This is a genomic window from Nocardioides ultimimeridianus (assembly GCF_054777895.1).
The window spans coordinates 272,090-289,917 of record NZ_BAAHAB010000011.1; the positions used below are offsets into that span (position 1 = coordinate 272,090).

Consider the following 17,828-nt stretch of genomic DNA (forward strand, 5'->3'; position numbering starts at 1 on the left):
CCGAAAGATGAGTGATCCTCACTTTCCTCTCACTTTCCGCGGCACTAGAACACGTTCCAGTTCGGGGCTACGCTGCCGGGGTGGTGATCCCCGACGTCTTCGACCCCGCCGACCTCGGACCGGTCCGGCTCCGCAACCGCACCGTGAAGGCCGCGACCTTCGAGGGCCGTACGCCGGACGGGCTGGTCACCGACGAGCTCATCGCCTACCACCTGGCCCCCGCCCGCGGCGGCGTCGGGCTGACCACCGTCGCCTACCTCGCGGTGTCGCCCGAGGGGCGCACCCACGCCGAGCAGATCGTGGTCGGGGAGCGGACGCTGCCCGGGCTGGCCCGGCTCGCCGACGCCGTCCACGAGACCGGCGCCAAGGTCGCGGGGCAGGTGGGGCACGCCGGACCCGTCGCCAACGGTCGCTCCAACGGGGTGCCGGCGATCGCGGCGAGCGCGATGCCGAGCCCGCTGTCGATGCAGATGATCCGCTCCGCCAGCGAGAAGGACCTGACCCGCGTCACCCGGGCGTACGTCGACGCCGCCCGCACCCTCGTGCGCGCCGGCTTCGACGTGCTCGAGCTGCACATGGCGCACTCCTACCTGATCTCCTCCTTCCTCGCTCCCGGCCTCAACCGGCGCCGCGACCGCTGGGGCGGGTCGCTGGAGAGCCGCGCGAAGCTCGCCCGCCAGGTCGCCCGGGTCGTGCGCGAGGAGGTCGGCGACGCGGTGGCCGTCACCGCCAAGATCTCGGTGGGCGACGGCTTCGCCGGCGGTGTCACCACCGAGGCCGGTCTCGAGCTGGCCCGCCTGCTGCAGGCCGACGGCCACCTCGACGCACTGCAGCTCTCCGGCGGCTCGTCGCTGATGAACCCGATGTACCTGTTCCGTGGCGACACCCCGATCCGCGAGTTCGCCGAGACGATGCCGCCGCTGGTGCGCTTCGGGATGAGGACGCCGATGGGCCGCGGCTTCATGAAGCACTACCCCTTCGAGGAGGCCTACTTCCGGCCGAAGTCGCTGGAGTTCCGCAAGGAGCTGGCGATGCCGCTGATGTACCTCGGCGGGGTGAACTCGCTGGCCACCATGCAGCAGGCCATGGCCGACGGCTTCGACTTCGTGGTGATGGGGCGCGCGCTGCTGCGCGAGCCCGACCTGGTCAACCGACTCGCCGTGGGTGCGGCGTCCGAGGGCGTCTGCATCCACTGCAACCGGTGCATGCCCACGATCTACTCCGGCACCCGCTGCCCGGAGTGGTCGGCCGACCAGGTCATCCCCGTCGTCGGTCAGGGAAGGTAGTAGGTCGGGTTCGGCAGCTTGACCGCGTTCTCGGCGTACCCGCCGATCAGGTCGGAGAACTGGTCGCCGAAGTTCGCGACGATGTCGTAGCCCTCGGCCTCGACGTGCTGGCGCGTCCCGGACTTGTACTCGATCGTCGAGCAGACGTTGTCACTCCCGCAGTCGAGGTACGCCGGGGGCGTGGTCGCCCACTTCGTGAAGTAGGTGTCGGGGGTGAACCCGACGTACCCCACGTTCGCGAGGTTGGCGAGCGTCGCGTCCTTCTGGGCGGCGCCGCGGCCGGTGAGGCCGATCGGGGTGCACCCGGCGGCGGTCACGGCGTTCTCGAGGCCGACCATCGACGGGGTCGCGGGGAACCGCTCGTCCTGCACCCACTGGTTCTGGAGCACCGGGTCGAAGTTGAACTTCATCGCCCCGTCCTCCATGTCGTAGGTCCACAGCGTGGTGTCGTCGGCGTCGAAGACGATCGCGGGGCGGTTGCCGGCCGCGGACATGCGCCGGCACTCGTTGACCAGCCGGGGTTGCCAGCGGGCCACGAGGTCCGCCATCTCGCTGATGTAGGGCGAGCTCGACTTGTTCGCGATGCCGCCGGTGGCGTTGTAGTAGGCGCGGATCTCCTTGCGCAGCGGATCGAGGTTGGGGATGTCGTCGCCACTGGCGACGGTCCGCCCGCTCGATCCGTCCGGCGCCATCGTGTAGTCCGTGGGCGGCACCATCGCGGCGTCGGTCGCGGGCGCGCCGGCGATGTCGGCGGCGGCCAGGAAGTAGGTGGGGTTCGGGATCTTGGTGTGCGCGTCGGCGTACCCACCCTCGAGGTCGCTCCACTGATCGCCCACGTTCATGACCACGTCGTCGCCGAGGTCCTGCTCGACGTGCTTGCGTGTGTTGGCCTTGTACTCGACGGTGTTGCAGGTCGGCGACAGCGTGCAAGTGCCGATGTACGCCGGCTTCGCGGCCGGGTCGGCGGTGTTCCACTTCGTGTAGAGGTTGTCGTTGTCGAACAGCGGGGTGCCGGTGGCGGTGCCGTCGGTGGTGAAGCCCTGCGCGGTGAGGTTGCCGATGGTGGCGTCCTCCTGGCTGAAGGGGCGGCCGGTGATGCCGTACAGGTCGTAGCCGCGCGCCGCGATCTGCTGCAGCAACTGCGGCATCCCGGGCACGGCCGGGAACGCCTCGTCCTGGACCCAGGTGTTGTTCACCGCGGGGTCGTAGTTGAAGTGGGTCGCCTCCTCGAAGGCGTAGTCGAGCAGCAGCGTCGCGTCGACGTCGAAGACGACGGCCTGGCGCGGGGCGTGCTCGGCCGGCAGGGCGTCGAGGATGCCCTGCTCGATCGTGCGGACCTGTCCGGCGTACGTCGATCCGGTGAGGTCGGGCAGGTAGATCGGCGCGCTCGACAGGCCGGTCGGGTCGGGCCCCTTGTGCGCGCCGTAGTAGGCCCGGATCGTCGACTTCACCGAGTCGATGTTCGGGATCTCGGCGCCATGATCGGGCGCGGGCACGGTCCCGGTGGCCTGGTCGACGACCATGGTGAAGTGGGTGCGGGGGGTGAGCTGGTTCGCGGGCGGCACGCTCTGGCGGGCCTGGGTGGGACCGGCGAGCAGTGCGGTGCTGAACAGGGTGGCGGCCGCGGTGGCGGCCAGGACGGTCGAACGATGCATGGGGGTCTCCCGAGTCGATGACGGTGGCGCTCCGGTGACGGTATGCGCGTCCTTGCTTGCCAGCAAGCGGCAGGCAGGCGCAGCCCGGCTCCGCTCCACCCCGCCCCTAGCCAGAAACTAGAACCTGTTCTAGATTCAGCCCATGTCCCAGGTGATCCCCGAGCAGCCCCTCCGCGTCGTCGTGTGGTCGACCGGCACGATCGGCCGGCACGCCATCGCCGGCGTCGACGCCCACCCCGACCTGGAGCTGGTCGGGGTGTGGACCTCCACGAAGGAGAAGGAGGGCAAGGACGCGGGCGAGCTCGCGGGCCTGGGCCGGACCCTCGGCGTCACCGCCACCACCGACCGGGACGCGCTGATCGCCCTGCGACCCGACTGCATCGTGCACGGCGCGATGACCGACGACCGGCTCTTCGAGTCGATCGAGGACCTCACCGGCTTCATCCGCGACGGTGTCAACGTCGTGTCCAGTGGCCCGGTGATCCTGGTGCACCCGCAGGGGACGCTGCCCGACGACTTCATCGCGGGCATCGACAAGGCCGGCGAGGAGGGCGGCGCCAGCCTGCACGTCAACGGCATCGACCCCGGCTTCGCCAACGACGTGCTGCCGCTGGTGATGACCAGCCTCAGCCAGCGCGTCGACCACGTCCGGGTCAGCGAGATCGCCGACTACTCCACCTACTACCAGCCGGTCGTGATGAAGGACCTGTTCGGCTTCGGCCAGCCCCTCGACAGCAAGCCGCTGCTCTGGGAGCCGGGGATCCTCTCCAGCGCCTGGGGTCCGGTCGTCCGCGTGATCGCCGCCGGTCTCGGCGTCACCCTCGACGAGCCGTTGACCGAGCGCGTCGAGCGCCGCCCGGCCGCGCGGGCCAAGGAGACCGTCTCGGTCGACATCGCCGAGGGCACCATGGGCTCGGTCCGGTTCCAGGTCACAGGATCGGTCGACGGCGTCCCGCGGATCACCCTCGACCACGTCACCCGGACCGCCGCCGACAGCGACCCGGACTGGCCGACCCCGCTCGAGGGCGACGGCTGCTACCGGATCGAGATCACCGGCGAGCCGTGCATGAAGGTCGAGTTCACCCACCACGGCGAGAACGGCGACCACAACGTCTCCGGGATGATCGTCACCGCCCAGCGCCTGATCAACGCGATCCCCGCGGTCGTGGCCGCGAAGCCGGGGCTGGTGAGCCCGATCGACCTCCCGCTCGTCACCGGAAGGGGGCTGGTCGCGCGATGAGCATCCTCGACCGCTTCGACCTCACCGACCACGTCGCCGTCGTCACCGGAGCCGGCCGCGGCATCGGCGCCGCCACCGCCGTCGCGCTCGCCGAGGCCGGCGCCGACGTGCTCATCTCCAGCCGGACCGAGAGCCAGCTCGCCGAGGTCGCCGCGCGGATCGAGGCGACGGGGAGGCGTGCCCTCGTCGTACCGGCGAACCTGGCGCACACCGACGAGGTCGCCGCTCTCGCTGAGAGGGCCTTCGACGAGTTCGGCCGCCTCGACATCGTCGTCAACAACGTCGGCGGCACCATCCCGAACGCCTTCCTCGACACCGACGTCGATTACCTCGAGGAGGCGTTCCACTTCAACGTCGCGACCGCCCACGCGCTCAGCCGTGCGGCCGTGCCGCTCATGCTGAAGTCCGCCGGCGAGGGCCGGCAGAAGTCGATCACCAGCATCAGCTCGATGATGGGCCGTACGGCGGCCCGCGGCTACCTCGCCTACGGCACCGCCAAGGCCGCGCTCGCCCACTGGTCCCGCCTCGCCGCGACCGACCTCTCGCCGCACATCCGCGTCAACGGCATCTACGTGGGCTCGGTGATGACCAGTGCGCTCGAGTTCGTCGCCGGCGTACCGGAGATGAAGGAGCAGATGGAGACCCGTACGCCGCTGGGCCGCATCGGCGAGGCCGAGGACATCGCCGCCGGCGTCGTCTACCTCTCCTCGAGGGCAGGGCAGTTCGTCACCGGCAAGCTGCTCGAGATCGACGGCGGCATCCAGGAGCCGAACCTGGACCTCGGGCTGCCAGACTTGCATCCGTGACCAGCCCGACCAGCCCGACCAGCCCGACCAGCTCGACCCCGACCGGCGCAGCCATCTCCCCGGACTCCGGCGAGCACTGGGCCGCCGAGGGGGCGTGGCAGGTCGCGGAGGGAATCCACCGGATCCCGCTGCCGCTGCCGATGGACGGGCTGAAGGCGATCAACGTGTACGTCGTCGAGGGCGACGACGGGCTGACCTTGATCGACGGCGGCTGGGCGATCCCGGTCGCGCGCGAGCTCCTCGACCGATCGCTCAAGTCGATCGACGCGGGCTTCGGCGACATCAAGCGGTTCCTGGTCACCCACATCCACCGCGACCACTACACGATGGCGTCCGTGCTCGGCGGCGAGCTCGGGATCCCGGTGGCCCTCGGCCGCGACGAGCAGCCCGGGCTCGACCTGCTCAACAACATCGACGCCTTCACCGAGAGCCCGTTCCTGCCGGTGCTGCGCAGCGCGGGTGCGTTCGAGGTGGCCGAGGCCTGGGCGGCCGGCCGCACCGACGACGACCTCCCGGTCCCCGAGATGTGGCGCTACCCCGACCAGTGGCTCGAGGGCGACACCCGCCTCGAGATCGGCGCGCGCACCATCGACGCGGTGCACACCCCGGGGCACACCCCCGGCCACTTCGTGTACGCCGAGCAGGCGGCCGGGCTGCTGTTCGCCGGTGACCACGTGCTGCCCACGATCACTCCCTCGATCGGCTTCACGGTGCCGCCCGTGGACCAGCCGCTCGGCGACTTCATGGCCTCGCTGGCGAAGGTCCGCTCACTGCCCGACCTGCAGATCCTGCCCGCGCACGGGCCGGTCGCGCCGTCGTCGTACGCCCGCGTCGACGAGCTGCTCCTCCACCACGAGACCCGGCTCGACCTGTGCCGCGAGTCGGTCGACGCGCGCGGCGACGTGAACGCCGAGATGGTCGCGCGCGACCTGGGCTGGACGCGTCACGAGCGCAGCTACGCCGACCTCGACGTGTTCAACCAGGGCATGGCCTCGATGGAGACCAAGGCCCACCTCGACCTGCTGGTCGCCCGCGGTCAGGCCGCGCTGACGGTGCGCGACGGCGTCAGCTGGTACCAACCGGCGCCGTAGCGCCCAGCATCCGCCGCCGCGGCCGCGTCAGTGCAGCTCGTAGCGCTGGGCCGCCCGCAGCGCGTCACGCACGATCGCCGGGAGCCTCGGGGCCTGGCGAGCGGCGCCGGTCGAGGCCGCCGGCGGGGCGAGTGCCGGGCACTCGCGATCCGGGCGGTAGCCCGCGCGACGCTTCGGCACCGCGCCGGTGGCCAGGTAGTGCGCGATGGTGTCGTCGACGCACCGGACCCCCCACAGCGAGGCCGCGTGGGTGGTGCCGCCGACACCCTCGATCAGCCGGGCCCGCGGGAAGCGGGCGCGCACGGCCAGTGCTCCGGAGTACGGCGTCGCGGCGTCCTTCGACTCGCTGACCAGCAGGAATCGCGGCACGCCGCGCCGCTGCCGGACGTTCACGCGGTGGTGGGATGCGACGGGCCAGTTGAGGCACGGTGCGTTGAACCAGGTGTTGCTCCAGGTCATGAACGGCGCCTTCGCGGCCACCCGGCGGGTGTCGCGCAGCGTCGTCGCCCAGTCGGGCCACGACGTGTCCGTGCACTGGACCGCGTTGTAGACCGCGAAGCCGTTCTCGGCGCCCGCGCCCACGTTGCCGTCCCGGTAGGCCTTGAGCAGCGCCGTCCCGTCGCCGTCGTTGATCAGGCTCGCGTACGCCGCGGCGTCCTGGGCCCACCCGATGACGTAGTAGCCGGCGTCCAGCATGACGTCGGTGAGCTCGTCCGGTCCCAGCTTGCCGCCGGCCGCCGGATGGTCGACCAGGTGACGACGCTCGGCGTAGAAGCCGCTCTTCAGGGCCGTCCAGTCGGTGCCGAGGTGGTAGACGTCGTCGTTGGCCGCGACCCACTTCCAGAAGACGTCCATGTTCGCGTCGAAGTGGACGTCCTGGTCGAGGTTGGCCCGGTACCAGACCCGCGACGGGTCGACGACCCCGTCGAGCACGACCCGCTTGACCCGGTTCGGGAACAGGGTGAGGAAGTCCTGGCCCAGGTAGCTTCCCCAGGAGAAGCCGTAGTAGCTGATCTTCCTGACGCCGAGCGCCTTGCGGATCGAGTTCATGTCGCGGGCGTTGTCGGCCGTGGTCATGTGCGGCAGCAGTCGCCGGGCGTCGGCGGTGCCACAGGCCCGTGCGTAGGCGCGGGTCCTCGAGCGCCAGTAGTGCATCAGGGCAGGAGTGGTCGGCTCATAGCTCGGCCGGTCGTAGCCGTTGTAGGACGGGTCGCAGTTCAGCGCCGGCCGGCTCTGCCCGACGCCGCGCGGGTCGAAGCCGATCCAGTCGAAGCGCGTACCGACGCCGTTGGGCACGTAGTTCTGCAGGATGGGAAGCGTGAGTCCCGAGCCGCCGGGGCCGCCCGGGTTGGTGAGGATCGGGCCGAGGTACTGCCCGGCCGAGGACGTGTGCCGGCGGATCGTGAGGGCCAGGGTGATCGTGGCCCCGTTCGGGTGGCGGTAGTCGAGCGGGACGCGGAGGGTGCCGCATCGCAGCGAGTACCTGCGCAGGGTGGCGTCGGCGCACCTCGTCCACCGGATCCGCCGGACCGTGGACGTCGTCGCCCGGGTCGCGGTGGTGGCGCGCTCCGCCGCGGCGGAGCTCGAGGGTGCGGCGTGGGCCGCCTGGATGTCGACCGTGCTCGCGGCGCTGATCCCGAGAGCGACGGCGAGGGTGGCCACGAGGGCGCGGTTGATCACGAGTTCTCCCACCGACGACGAATGACGTGCTCCCTTTCTACGCCCCGGCCGGTGGCGGACCGGAATCCGGGCGCGCGTCAGTCGGTGTCGGCCTGCCCGGTCGCCCGCGACACGGCGACCAGCAGGTGCCGCGCCAGCCAGTCCTCGTACGCCGCTCGCGTCCACCCGCGGCTCTGGACGAGCCGGTGCCAGTTCTCCGGTGAGGTCAGGACCCACACCTCGTCGACGAGCCGCTCGAAGTCCTCGCCGTCGGCCAGGAGGCCCTGCTCGACCAGGAACCGCAGGCCCATGGCGTTGCCCGTGCGCCGCTCGGTGTTGATCGTGGCGACGAACTCCTCGAGCATCGGGTCGCCGGCGGTGCCGTGGAAGAGCAGGACGCCGAGCAGCGTCCCGACCCGGTCGAAGATGTCCGCCGACCAGCGGGCGTAGGCGGTCGCGTAGCTGGCGGCGTCCGTCGCCGCGCGCACGGCCAGGTACGCCGGGCGCTCCATCATCGGGACCGCGTCGTGATCGCCGGCCAGCCCCACGTCGTACGCCGCCTTGACGATCTCGGCCTTGCCGCCCACGGAGTTGTAGACCGTCTGCGGGCTGACGCCGGCCTCGCGCGCAAGGTCGGCGATGGTCATGGCGGCGAGCCCGTCGCGCAGGAGCATCGCAGCGGCGGTCTCGACGATGCGTGCCCGCGTCTCCTGCGCCTTCGCCTGCCGGGTGGTCGACACGTAGGCCCTTGTCATTGGAATCCCATTCCATTAGATTCGTGTTCCAGTCAAGTCTAGCGAAGGTGGTGTCCCGATGTCCGAAGCGGCCATCCAGTCAGCGCGTGCGATCTTCGACGCGATCAACTCCGGCGAGCTGGACGTGCTCGACGACCTCGTCACCGAGGACTTCGTCGACCACGGCTCCCCGTTCCCGCTGCCCCCGGGCCCGGCCGGCTACCGGCAGATCCTCGGGTTCGTCAGCGGCGTGCTGAGGCTCCGCTACGAGATCCAGGACATCTTCGACGGACCGGACCGGGTGGTGGTGCGCGCCATCGGCCGGGGCGTCGCCGTGGACGCACTGCACGGGCCGGGCACCGCGGGTCGGCCGTTCGTGATGGAGACCGTGCACATCTACCGCACCGAGGGCGACCGGATGGCCGAGCACTGGGGCATGCGCGACGAGTACGGCGTCCGGATCCAGCTCGGCGTCCTCGCCCCGCCGGACCCGTCCGCCCTCGAGGCGCCGGCGCACGCCTGACCCGGCCTGACCCCGGCCTCCTCCGGCCGCGCCCCGGTGGGGTGGGTGCGGCCGGAGGGTCACGCCGCCCGAGGGTCGAGGGGCGGCGCGTCGGTAGCATGGAGGACACAGACAGGGGAGCACCCGTGGGTGCTGAGAGTGCGGATCCGCCGCAGACCCTCCGAACCTGATCCGGTTAGCACCGGCGAAGGGAGTCCATCCGATGAACCGTTCACGTGCGCTCGCGGCGGCCACCGTCCTCCTGGCCGCGACGTCGGTCGCCGGCTGCGGGTCCCAGGCCACCGACTCCGCCGCCCCGACCGATCACAAGGTCGTGCTGATCGCGCACGATTCCTTCAAGCTGCCCAAGGCGATGGTCGCGTCCTTCCGGAAGGCATCGGGCATCGACCTCGAGATCGTGAGGGCCGGTGACGCCGGCGAGCTCGCCAGCAAGCTGCAGGTGACCAAGGACGACCCGCTGGGCGATGTCGCCTACGGCGTCGACACCACCTTCCAGGCGGCCGTCACCGGCGCCGGGGTGTTCGACGGCGACCTCAGCCCGGTCGACGTGGGCTACGTCTGCGTGAACGTCGACGACGCCTGGTTCGCCAGCCACCACGTGACCGAGCCGACCGGCCTGGACGATCTGGTGAAGCCGGCGTACAAGGACCTCCTCGTGACCGAGGGCGCGACCACCAGCAGCCCCGGCATGGCCTTCCTGCTCGCCACCATCGGCGCGTACGGCGACGGCTGGCAGGACTGGTGGAAGCAGCTGATGGCCAACGGGGCCAAGGTCGACAGCGGCTGGACCCAGGCCTTCGAGAGCGACTACTCCTACTCCGGCGGCGACCGGCCGATCGTGGTCAGCTACAACACCGATCCGTCGTACACGGTGAAGAAGGGGAGGAGCTCCACGCACGCCCTCTTGAACACCTGCTTCGCGGACACCGAGTACGCCGGCGTGCTGACCGGGGCGAAGAACCCGACCGACGCGCAGAGGGTCGTCGACTGGCTGCGTAGCCCGGCGGTGCAGAAGGCGATGCCGACCAGCAACTACGTCTACCCCGTCGTCGACGGCACCCCGCTGCCGAGCGACTGGAAGCGGTTCGCGCCGGTGCCGCGGAAGCCGATCGAGGTCTCCGCGTCCGACATCGCCACGAACCGGCGTGACTGGACCACGGCATGGACCGACATCGTCTCCGGCTGACCCTCTCGTTCCTCGCTCTCGCCGCGGTCCCGGCCGCGGTGCTGGCGGTCTTCTTCGTGCTGCCCGTGGGCGGGATGGTGGCGCGCGTCGACGCCTCCGGGTGGGCGCTGCTCGGCGACGACCGCACCCGCCGGGTCGTCTGGTTCACGGTCTGGGTGAGCACCCTGGCCACCGCCGTGTCCGTCCTGCTCGGGACGCCGTGCGCGTACGTCACCCACCGGCTCCGCTTCCCCGGCCGGGGCTTGCTCCGCGGGCTGCTCCTGGTGCCGTTCGTGCTGCCGACGGTCGTGGTCGGCGTCGCGATCGGCCGGCTGATGGACAACGGCGCGCTCGCGATCCTGGTCGGGCTGGTGTTCTTCAACGTCTCGGTGGTGGTCCGCACGGTCGGCGTCGCGTGGGAGTCGCTCGACCGCCGCCCGGCCGAGGCCGCTGCCGCACTCGGGGCCTCGCCGGTGCGGGTCTTCCGGACCGTGACCCTGCCGGCGCTGCGGCCCGCACTCGTCTCGGCGGCGGTCGTGGTCTTCCTGTTCTGCGCGACCGGCTTCGGTGTGGTCCTCACCCTCGGCGGCCTGCGCTACTCGTCGGTGGAGACCGAGATCTACCTGCTCACCACCGGCGGGATCACCGGCTTCCCCGAGCTCAGCGCGGCCGCCGCCCTGTCGCTGGTGCAGCTGGTCGTGGTCGTGGTGCTGCTCGTGGTCGCCGCCCGGCTGCGCGCCGTCCCGGATCCGACGGTACGACGCCTCCCGGCCACCCCCGCCCGGCCGCGGCTGCGGGACCTGCCCGTCCTCGCGGTGACCGCGGCGGTGCTCGTAGCGCTCGCGGTCCCGCTCGCGTCGCTGGTCCTCGGGTCGCTGCGGCGCGACGGGCACTGGACCCTCGCGTTCTACCGGTTGCTGCAGAGCGACGGCGGCGGGCTGGTGCGGGTGCCGATCACCGAGGCACTCGGGAACTCGCTGCGCATCGGCGTCGAGGCGGCGGCGCTGTCGCTGACCCTCGGTCTGCTCGTGGCGGTCGTCGTGACGCGGCGGTCGCGGAGCAGGGTCGAGCGCCGCGTGCGCGCCGTGTTCGACGGGCTGTTCATGGTGCCGCTCGGAGTGTCCGCGGTGACGCTGGGCTTCGGCTTCCTGATCACCCTCGACCATCCGCCGGTCGACCTGCGGGAGAGCCCGTGGCTGGTGCCGATCGCCCAGGCGCTGGTGGCCATGCCGCTCGTGGTCCGGATCCTGGTGCCGGTCCTCGCCGGCCTCGACGACCGGCAGCGGCAGGCCGCCGCGTCGCTGGGCGCCGGTCCGCTGCGGGCCGCGCTGGTGGTCGACGTCCCGGCGCTGTGGCGCCCGCTGCTCGCCTCGGCGGGCTTCGCCTTCGCGGTCTCGCTGGGTGAGTTCGGGGCGACGAGCTTCCTGGTCCGGCCCGAGACCCCCACCCTGCCGGTGGTGATCTACCGCCTCGCCGGCAGCCCGGGCCCGCTCAACTACGGTGCCGCCATGGCGGCCTCGGTGATCCTCGCCGCCACGGGCGCCGCCGTGGTGCTCGTGATCGAGCGGCTGCGGGTGCCCGGGGTGGGATCGCTATGACGCTGGAGCTCGTGGGCGTGAGCGTGGACGTCGGGGTGCCGCCGCTGCGGGCGGTGGCCGACGTCGACCTCGCCCTGGCCGACGGCGAGGTGCTGGCGGTCCTCGGCCCGTCCGGCTGCGGCAAGTCCACGCTGCTGCGGGCGATCGCGGGCCTCGAGCCGCTCGCCGCGGGGCGCGTCGCGTGGGACGGCACCGACCTGTCCGGCGTACCCACCCACCGGCGGGGCTTCGCCCTGATGTTCCAGGACGGCCAGCTCTTCGACCACCTCACCGTCGCGCGGAACGTGGCCTACCCGTTGCGGTTGCGCGGTGTGCCGCGCCGCCGGGCCGCCGCCGAGGCGCGCGACCTGCTCGAGCTCGTCGGCCTGCAGGCGTACGCCGGCCGCCTCCCGCGGACCCTCTCCGGCGGCGAGCGCCAACGGGTCGCCCTCGCCCGGGCGCTCGCGGCCGAGCCGCGCCTGCTGCTCCTCGACGAGCCGCTCAGCGCCCTCGACGCCGGCCTGCGCGCGCGGCTGGCCGCCGACCTGCGCCGGATCCTCACCGAGGCGGGCACGACCGCCCTGCTGGTCACCCACGACCAGTCCGAGGCGTACGCCGTCGCCGACCGCCTCGCCGTCATGCGCGCCGGCCGCGTGGTGCAGCAGGGGCCGGTCGGTGAGGTCTGGGCGCACCCCGTGGATGCCGAGACCGCCCATTTCCTGGGCTACTCCAGGCTCCTCGAGGGCGACGCCGCGCGCCGGATCGGGGGAGCGGATCGGGTCGCGCTGCGGCCGACCGCGCTCGCGACCTCCGAGGACGGGGACCTGAAGGGCGTCGTCCGGGGCGTCAGCGCCGCACCCGACGCGACGCGGCTGGTCGTCGACATCGAGGGCGTCGGCGAGCTCGACGCGACGACCGACGGTCCGCCGCCGGCACTCGGCGACACGGTCCGCCTCGCCCCGACCGGGCGCGGCGTAGCGGCCATCTAGACTCCGCGGGTGCGGACGGACGGGAGGCAGACGAGCAGGGCGGCGTACCGCCTCGCCTATCCGCTGCTCCTCGGCACCGCCGGGCTGATGGCGGCCGGCACCGTCTACGTGCACGTGCGGTACGACCGGCCGATCCTCGACCCCGAGGGCAGCTTCCTGGGGCCGTCCTACGTCCGGATCCCGGTGCTGGTCCTGCTGGCGATGGCGGTCGACCTGGTGCCGCTGGCGTGGTGGCAGTCGCGCGGCCAGCGCAGCGCGCTGATCCCGCTGATGCGCGACCGCTGGCGCAGCCACTGGACCAGCGAGCGGCTGCGGCTGGTGGTGCTCGGGGTGGCGTGCTTCTACGTCACCTACGTCGGCTACCGGAACCTGAAGTCCGACCTGCCGTTCGTCCGGATCGGCGACAACGGGATGCCGCTGCTCTACGACAACGAGCTGCACAAGCTGGACCGCGTGCTGTTCTTCGGGCACGACCCCAGTGACGCGCTGCAGGCCGTGCTGGGCACCCACGCGGCGTACGTCCTCTCGCCGGTCTACCTGTTCTTCCTGCCGCTGGTGCCGGTCGTCATCACGCTGTGGGCGGTGTGGTCGCGCAACATCTCCTACGGCTACTGGTTCGTGGCCAGCCAGTGCCTCGCATGGGCGCTGGGCACACTGAGCTACTACCTGCTGCCGACCCTCGGGCCCGGCATCGCCTTCCCCTCGGAGTACCAGGGCCTGCCGCACACCAGCACCACCGCACTCATGGAGACGATCGTCGACACCCGAGGCCGGCTGGTCTTCGGTGGCGTGTCCAACACGGTCAACTCCATCGCCGGCTTCGCGAGCCTGCACACCTGCATCACCCTGCTGGTCGCGCTGATGGTGCAGTACACGATCCGCAACCGCGCGCTGCGCATCGCCTGCTGGGTCTACTTCGGCCTGGTCGTGGTCTCGACCCTCTACTTCGGCTGGCACTACCTGGCCGACGACATCGCCGGCGCCGCCATCGCGATCGCGTCCTTCTGGCTGGCCGCCGTCTGCAGCGGCCAGCGGTTCGGCCCCGACACCCCGGTGGCTCCCTACCCCCGCCGGGCCGGCGCCGTCCCGCTGTGGCGGGTCCCGCTGGAGAAGGTCGGGCTCGGGCGTCGTCCCTGAGCGACCGTTGCGCGATGCTGGACCCGCACATCGACGATGGAGGGCCCGTGTTCCTGCTCAACCGCATCCCCGGCCTCGGCGGCTGGTCCGAGGACCCGCTGTGGGCCGGCTTCTACGACTGGACCGTGGAGCACCCCCGGGCGGGCGGGGCGATCTGGCGCACCGGGATCCGCAGCGACCTCGCGCGGCTCTACCGGGCGGCCGACGAGATCGGCCGGCAGCCGGCGGGGGCGAGGGTCCTCGACATCCCCTGCGGTGGCGGCGTGGCGCTGCGCGGCCTGAAGAAGGACCAGGGCGTCGAGTACGTCGCCGCCGACATCGCCCAGACCATGCTGGACCGCACGATGCGGGCCGCGGAGCGGCGTGGCGTGGCCGACCAGGTGACGCCGCGGCTGGCCGACGTGGGGGAGCTGCCGTTCGAGGACGGCGAGTTCGACCTGGTGGTCAGCTTCACCGGCCTGCACTGCTTCCCCGATCCCGAGCTCGCGGTCCGCGAGATGTCCCGGGTCCTGCGGGCGGGCGGCGTGGTGACCGGCAGCGCGCTCACCAACGACACCGGCATCGTCTTCGAGCCGCTGCGTCAGGTCGGCCGGGCGGCGGGCCTGCTCGGCCCGGGCTGCACCCGCGACGACCTCCGGGAATGGTTCGGCGCCGCCGGCGTCGACGACCTCGTCATCGACACCAGCGGCGCCATCGCCTACTTCCGGGGGATCCGCCGGGGTCAGTGACCGCCGGACTCCGCGAGCCGCTTGATCGAGTTCTCGATCTCGATCTCGGCGGCCGCGCGGTCCGCCCAGTTCGAGCCCTTGACCGACTTGCCGGGCTCGAGGTCCTTGTAGCGCTCGAAGAAGTGCTGGATCTCGTCGAGGTCCCACTCGGCCACGTCGGGCAGGTCCTGGATGTCGTCGAAGCGCGGGTCGCACGGCACGCAGAGGACCTTCTCGTCCTGGCCGGCCTCGTCCTCCATGACGTACATCGCGACCGGGCGGGCCTTGACGATCGTGCCCGGGTAGACCGGGAACGGCAGCAGCACCAGCGCGTCCAGCGGGTCGCCGTCGCCACCGAGGGTGCCCTCGATGTAGCCGTAGTCGGCGGGGTAGACCATCGAGGTGAACAGGACGCGGTCCAGACGGATGCGACCGGTCTCGTGGTCGACCTCGTACTTGTTCCGGCTGCCCTTGGGGATCTCGATCAGAACGTCGAACTCGGCCACTGCAGTTCCTCCACGCGTCGCGCCTGTCCGTCCAGGCTCTCTCAGGCCGCCCGGTGCGGTCGGCCCGGAGCATTGTCGCGCACAATATGCGCGAAGGGCAGTCGAGGGCCTCGGAGCGGACCGGGGGTGAGGGGACGATCGTGGCCGACGCGGCCCAGGCGGTACGACGCAAGCTGCTGCTCGCCGTCCCCATCGTGCTCGCGCTCGCGGTGGCCGTCGCCGGCCTCGTCGGCTGGCGCACCGGGAGGCTCGACGACTGGTGGCACCAGGTGCGCGGCGAGGTCGTCGCGACCGGCCCGGCCGCGGTCGCGCCGCCGCAGGGCGTCCAGGCGCCCGACGTCGTACGCCCGGGGGTCGTGGCGCAGCCGGTCGCCGACCACCCGCTCAGCCGCGCCCGGATCGCCGCGGCGCTGGCCGGCCCGCTCTCCAAGGCGGCGCTCGGGCGGCACGTGCTGGCCGCCGTCGGCCCGCTCGACGGCTCGGGGCTGACCTACCGCTACGCCTCCTCGGGCAGCTTCCTGGCGACCCCGGCTTCGACGACCAAGGTCGTCACGACCACCTCCGCGCTCTTCGCGCTGGGCCCGTCGCACACCTTCGACACCACCGCGGTCCTCACCGGCTCCGGCGCGAGCCGGCGCTTGGTCCTGGTCGGCGGCGGCGACCCCTACCTCGCGTCCGCGCCCGAGCAGCCGGGCCAGGACGACCCGTCGCCGACGTACGACCTGCACCGCGCGGATGTGACCACCCTCGCCTCCCGCGCCGCCGCGGCGCTGCGTCAGCGCGGGATCCGCAGCGTCCGGCTGGGCTACGACGACTCGCTGTTCTCCGGGCCCGCCGTCAACTCCCACTGGGAGGACGACTACGTCTCCAGCGGCGAGGTGGCCCAGACCAGCGCGCTGTGGGTCGACGAGGGCCACACCGCACAGGGCAGCAGCGTCGCGAACCCGCCGCTGACCGCGGCCACCGTCTTCCGCAAGGCGCTCGCCCGCCGCGGCATCACCGTGACCGGCCCGTCCACCCGCACCGTGGCCCCGCCGGGCGCGACGGCCGTCGCCACGGTCACCAGCGCGCCGCTGGGGCAGATCGTCCAGCGCATCCTGCAGGTCAGCGACAACGACGGCGCGGAGGTCCTGCTCCGCCAGCTCGGCGTCGCCGAAGAGGGCCAGGGCTCGATCGAGGCCGGCCGGACCGCCGTGCGGAAGGTCCTCGCGGCCAACGGCATCGGCATGCAGGGCAGCGTCCTGTACGACGGCAGCGGACTCTCCCGCCACGACCTGATGTCGCCCGGCCTGCTCGTCGCCGTGCTGCGGTTCGCCGCGAGCAGCGCCCACCCGGGGCTGCGCGCGGTGGTCGAGGGGCTGCCCGTCGCGGGCTTCAACGGCTCGCTGGCCGACAGCTCGGGCGGCCCGACCCCGCAGGGTTGGGGACGGGTCCGCGCCAAGACCGGCACCCTCACCGGCGTCACCGCACTGGCCGGCATCGGCGTGGACGGGTCCGGCGACCCGATGGTTTTCGTCCTGATGGCCGACCGCATCCCTGCCGACAAGGACGGCCTGGCCCGCGAGTGGCGCGACAAGGCCGCCTCCGCCCTCGGCGCCTGCCGCTGTCGTTGACGTCGTACCTGACCAACGCGTTGGTTTTCCACCCCGGACCCAACGCGTTCGTCAGGTACGACGGGCCGCGGACCGCCCCCGTAGGCTGGCCGCATGAGCGACGCCCCGGCACCCGAGATGATCGACTGGAAGATCGCGGTCGCGCTCGGCAGCAAGATCGCCGGTGACGGGCCGGTCGTGTCCCGCACCGAGGCCGACGAGGCCGTCGCCGAGCTGCGCGCGGACGCGAACCGCTCGACCTCCCTGGTCCGCGACTTCACCGGCCTGGACGCCCCCGACGGCACCGCGCCGATCCTGGTGGTCGACCGTCCCGGCTGGGTGCGCGCCAACGCCGAGGGGTTCCGGGCCGCCACCGCGCCGCTCCTCGACAAGCTGACCGAGAAGCGGCCGCCGTCGGGGCTGAGCCGCGCGATCGGCGCGAAGGTGACCGGCGTCGAGGTCGGCGGCCTGCTCGGCTACATGGCCGGCAAGGTGCTCGGCCAGTTCGACCCGTTCCACCCCGACCACGGCCGGCTGCTGCTGGTCGCCCCGAACGTCGTCCACGTGGAGCGCGAGCTCGGCGTCGACCCGACCGACTTCCGGCTCTGGGTGTGCCTGCACGAGGAGACCCACCGGGTGCAGTTCACGGCCGTGCCGTGGATGCGTGACCACCTCTTCTCCGAGATCGCCGCGATCACCGGCGCGATGGAGCCGGGCAGCCTGCTCGAGGGCGGCGCCGAGCGGCTCGCCGAGATCGTCCGGGCGGCCCGTACCGGCGGCAGCATCATCGACATGGTCAGCACCCCCGAGCAGCGCGAGATCCTGGACCGGGTGACCGGGATGATGTCGCTGCTCGAGGGCCACGCGGACGTGGTGATGGACGACGTCGGTCCCGAGGTCATCCCGAGCGTCGAGGCGATCCGCGCGAAGTTCACCCAGCGTCGCAAGGGCCTGGGCACCCTGGACCGGATCCTGCGCCGGCTGCTCGGTCTCGAGGCGAAGATGGCGCAGTACCGCGACGGCGCGAAGTTCGTCCGCGCCGTGGTCGACAAGGTCGGCATGGAGGAGTTCAACGCCGTCTGGGCCGAGCCCGCCCACCTGCCCAGCAAGGCCGAGCTCCTCGACGCCGAGGCCTGGATCGCCCGCGTCCTGGGGTAGCGG

General features: G+C 72.1%; 16 protein-coding genes and 1 riboswitch. Of the genes, 12 read left to right on the forward strand and 4 right to left on the reverse strand.

The window, feature by feature from the left end:
• Positions 1–80 precede the first annotated feature (80 nt).
• On the forward strand, positions 81–1,286 hold the full coding sequence (locus ACYU8V_RS12795; protein ID WP_460847842.1) for an oxidoreductase: 1,206 nt from the start codon (positions 81–83) through the stop codon (positions 1,284–1,286).
• On the opposite strand, the gene ACYU8V_RS12800 is transcribed toward ACYU8V_RS12795, so the two are convergent.
• The gene (locus ACYU8V_RS12800) at positions 1,274–2,941 is read right to left on the reverse strand and encodes an HAD family acid phosphatase (protein WP_460847843.1); all 1,668 of its coding nucleotides are present in this window, start codon (positions 2,939–2,941) and stop codon (positions 1,274–1,276) included. The two genes, ACYU8V_RS12795 and ACYU8V_RS12800, sit on opposite strands and share 13 nt — an antisense overlap.
• Before the next feature lie 142 nt (positions 2,942–3,083).
• Between ACYU8V_RS12800 and ACYU8V_RS12805 the strand changes: the two genes are divergently transcribed.
• The 3 genes from ACYU8V_RS12805 to ACYU8V_RS12815 are packed head-to-tail and all read left to right on the forward strand — an operon-like array spanning position 3,084 to position 6,078.
• Positions 3,084–4,181, forward strand: coding sequence for an NAD(P)H-dependent amine dehydrogenase family protein (locus ACYU8V_RS12805; protein WP_460847844.1), 1,098 nt, complete (start codon positions 3,084–3,086; stop codon positions 4,179–4,181).
• A complete protein-coding gene (locus ACYU8V_RS12810) occupies positions 4,178–4,987 on the forward strand; it encodes an SDR family oxidoreductase (protein WP_460847845.1) in 810 nt (269 codons plus the stop codon). The genes ACYU8V_RS12805 and ACYU8V_RS12810 overlap by 4 nt, the downstream gene beginning before the upstream one ends.
• Positions 4,984–6,078, forward strand: a complete 1,095-nt coding sequence (locus ACYU8V_RS12815; protein ID WP_460847848.1) for an MBL fold metallo-hydrolase — start codon at positions 4,984–4,986, stop codon at positions 6,076–6,078. Before ACYU8V_RS12810 ends, ACYU8V_RS12815 begins: the two co-directional genes overlap by 4 nt.
• A 27-nt stretch (positions 6,079–6,105) precedes the next feature.
• Here ACYU8V_RS12815 and ACYU8V_RS12820 read toward each other — a convergent pair whose 3' ends face one another.
• Both ACYU8V_RS12820 and ACYU8V_RS12825 read right to left on the reverse strand, forming a co-directional pair.
• The gene (locus tag ACYU8V_RS12820; protein ID WP_460847850.1) at positions 6,106–7,758 is read right to left on the reverse strand and encodes an alpha/beta fold hydrolase; all 1,653 of its coding nucleotides are present in this window, start codon (positions 7,756–7,758) and stop codon (positions 6,106–6,108) included.
• 77 nt (positions 7,759–7,835) lie between these two features.
• Complete coding sequence (locus tag ACYU8V_RS12825) at positions 7,836–8,477, reverse strand: TetR/AcrR family transcriptional regulator (protein ID WP_460847851.1); 642 nt, start codon at positions 8,475–8,477, stop codon at positions 7,836–7,838.
• 73 nt (positions 8,478–8,550) lie between these two features.
• Between ACYU8V_RS12825 and ACYU8V_RS12830 the strand changes: the two genes are divergently transcribed.
• The 6 genes from ACYU8V_RS12830 (at position 8,551) to ACYU8V_RS12855 (ending at position 14,590) form a co-directional block, all read left to right on the forward strand.
• Entirely contained in the window at positions 8,551–8,994 is a 444-nt protein-coding gene (locus ACYU8V_RS12830; protein ID WP_460847852.1) for an ester cyclase, read from the forward strand.
• 103 nt (positions 8,995–9,097) lie between these two features.
• Positions 9,098–9,204, forward strand: a riboswitch (TPP riboswitch).
• Complete coding sequence (locus ACYU8V_RS12835; protein WP_460847853.1) at positions 9,197–10,180, forward strand: thiamine ABC transporter substrate-binding protein; 984 nt, start codon at positions 9,197–9,199, stop codon at positions 10,178–10,180. It overlaps the preceding riboswitch by 8 nt.
• Positions 10,156–11,757, forward strand: a complete 1,602-nt coding sequence (locus ACYU8V_RS12840) for an ABC transporter permease (protein WP_460847854.1) — start codon at positions 10,156–10,158, stop codon at positions 11,755–11,757. The genes ACYU8V_RS12835 and ACYU8V_RS12840 overlap by 25 nt, the downstream gene beginning before the upstream one ends.
• A complete protein-coding gene (locus ACYU8V_RS12845; protein ID WP_460847855.1) occupies positions 11,754–12,725 on the forward strand; it encodes an ABC transporter ATP-binding protein in 972 nt (323 codons plus the stop codon). The genes ACYU8V_RS12840 and ACYU8V_RS12845 overlap by 4 nt, the downstream gene beginning before the upstream one ends.
• A 9-nt stretch (positions 12,726–12,734) precedes the next feature.
• Positions 12,735–13,862 (forward strand): phosphatase PAP2 family protein, encoded by a 1,128-nt coding sequence (locus tag ACYU8V_RS12850; protein WP_460847857.1) that lies wholly within the window; start codon positions 12,735–12,737, stop codon positions 13,860–13,862.
• A gap of 14 nt (positions 13,863–13,876) precedes the next feature.
• Positions 13,877–14,590, forward strand: coding sequence for a class I SAM-dependent methyltransferase (locus ACYU8V_RS12855; protein ID WP_460847858.1), 714 nt, complete (start codon positions 13,877–13,879; stop codon positions 14,588–14,590).
• On the opposite strand, the gene ACYU8V_RS12860 is transcribed toward ACYU8V_RS12855, so the two are convergent.
• Complete coding sequence (locus ACYU8V_RS12860) at positions 14,584–15,075, reverse strand: inorganic diphosphatase (protein WP_460847860.1); 492 nt, start codon at positions 15,073–15,075, stop codon at positions 14,584–14,586. The two genes, ACYU8V_RS12855 and ACYU8V_RS12860, sit on opposite strands and share 7 nt — an antisense overlap.
• Positions 15,076–15,215: 140 nt before the next feature.
• Here ACYU8V_RS12860 and dacB point away from each other — a divergent pair, with 140 nt between their 5' ends.
• Both dacB and ACYU8V_RS12870 read left to right on the forward strand, forming a co-directional pair.
• Entirely contained in the window at positions 15,216–16,688 is a 1,473-nt protein-coding gene (gene dacB, locus ACYU8V_RS12865; protein ID WP_460847862.1) for a D-alanyl-D-alanine carboxypeptidase/D-alanyl-D-alanine endopeptidase, read from the forward strand.
• Positions 16,689–16,781: 93 nt separating this feature from the next.
• Entirely contained in the window at positions 16,782–17,825 is a 1,044-nt protein-coding gene (locus tag ACYU8V_RS12870) for a zinc-dependent metalloprotease (protein ID WP_460847863.1), read from the forward strand.
• Positions 17,826–17,828: the final 3 nt, after the last annotated feature.

What these genes read in the sequence shown, in the direction of transcription:
- ACYU8V_RS12800 (WP_460847843.1), bottom strand. Translation starts at nt 2,941, where the DNA reads ATGCATCGTTCGACCGTCCTGGCCGCCACCGCGGCCGCCACCCTGTTC.
- ACYU8V_RS12805 (WP_460847844.1), top strand. Translation starts at nt 3,084, where the DNA reads ATGTCCCAGGTGATCCCCGAGCAGCCCCTCCGCGTCGTCGTGTGGTCG.
- ACYU8V_RS12810 (WP_460847845.1), top strand. Translation starts at nt 4,178, where the DNA reads ATGAGCATCCTCGACCGCTTCGACCTCACCGACCACGTCGCCGTCGTC.
- ACYU8V_RS12830 (WP_460847852.1), top strand. Translation starts at nt 8,551, where the DNA reads ATGTCCGAAGCGGCCATCCAGTCAGCGCGTGCGATCTTCGACGCGATC.
- ACYU8V_RS12835 (WP_460847853.1), top strand. Translation starts at nt 9,197, where the DNA reads ATGAACCGTTCACGTGCGCTCGCGGCGGCCACCGTCCTCCTGGCCGCG.
- ACYU8V_RS12840 (WP_460847854.1), top strand. Translation starts at nt 10,156, where the DNA reads ATGGACCGACATCGTCTCCGGCTGACCCTCTCGTTCCTCGCTCTCGCC.
- ACYU8V_RS12845 (WP_460847855.1), top strand. Translation starts at nt 11,754, where the DNA reads ATGACGCTGGAGCTCGTGGGCGTGAGCGTGGACGTCGGGGTGCCGCCG.
- ACYU8V_RS12855 (WP_460847858.1), top strand. Translation starts at nt 13,877, where the DNA reads ATGCTGGACCCGCACATCGACGATGGAGGGCCCGTGTTCCTGCTCAAC.
- ACYU8V_RS12870 (WP_460847863.1), top strand. Translation starts at nt 16,782, where the DNA reads ATGAGCGACGCCCCGGCACCCGAGATGATCGACTGGAAGATCGCGGTC.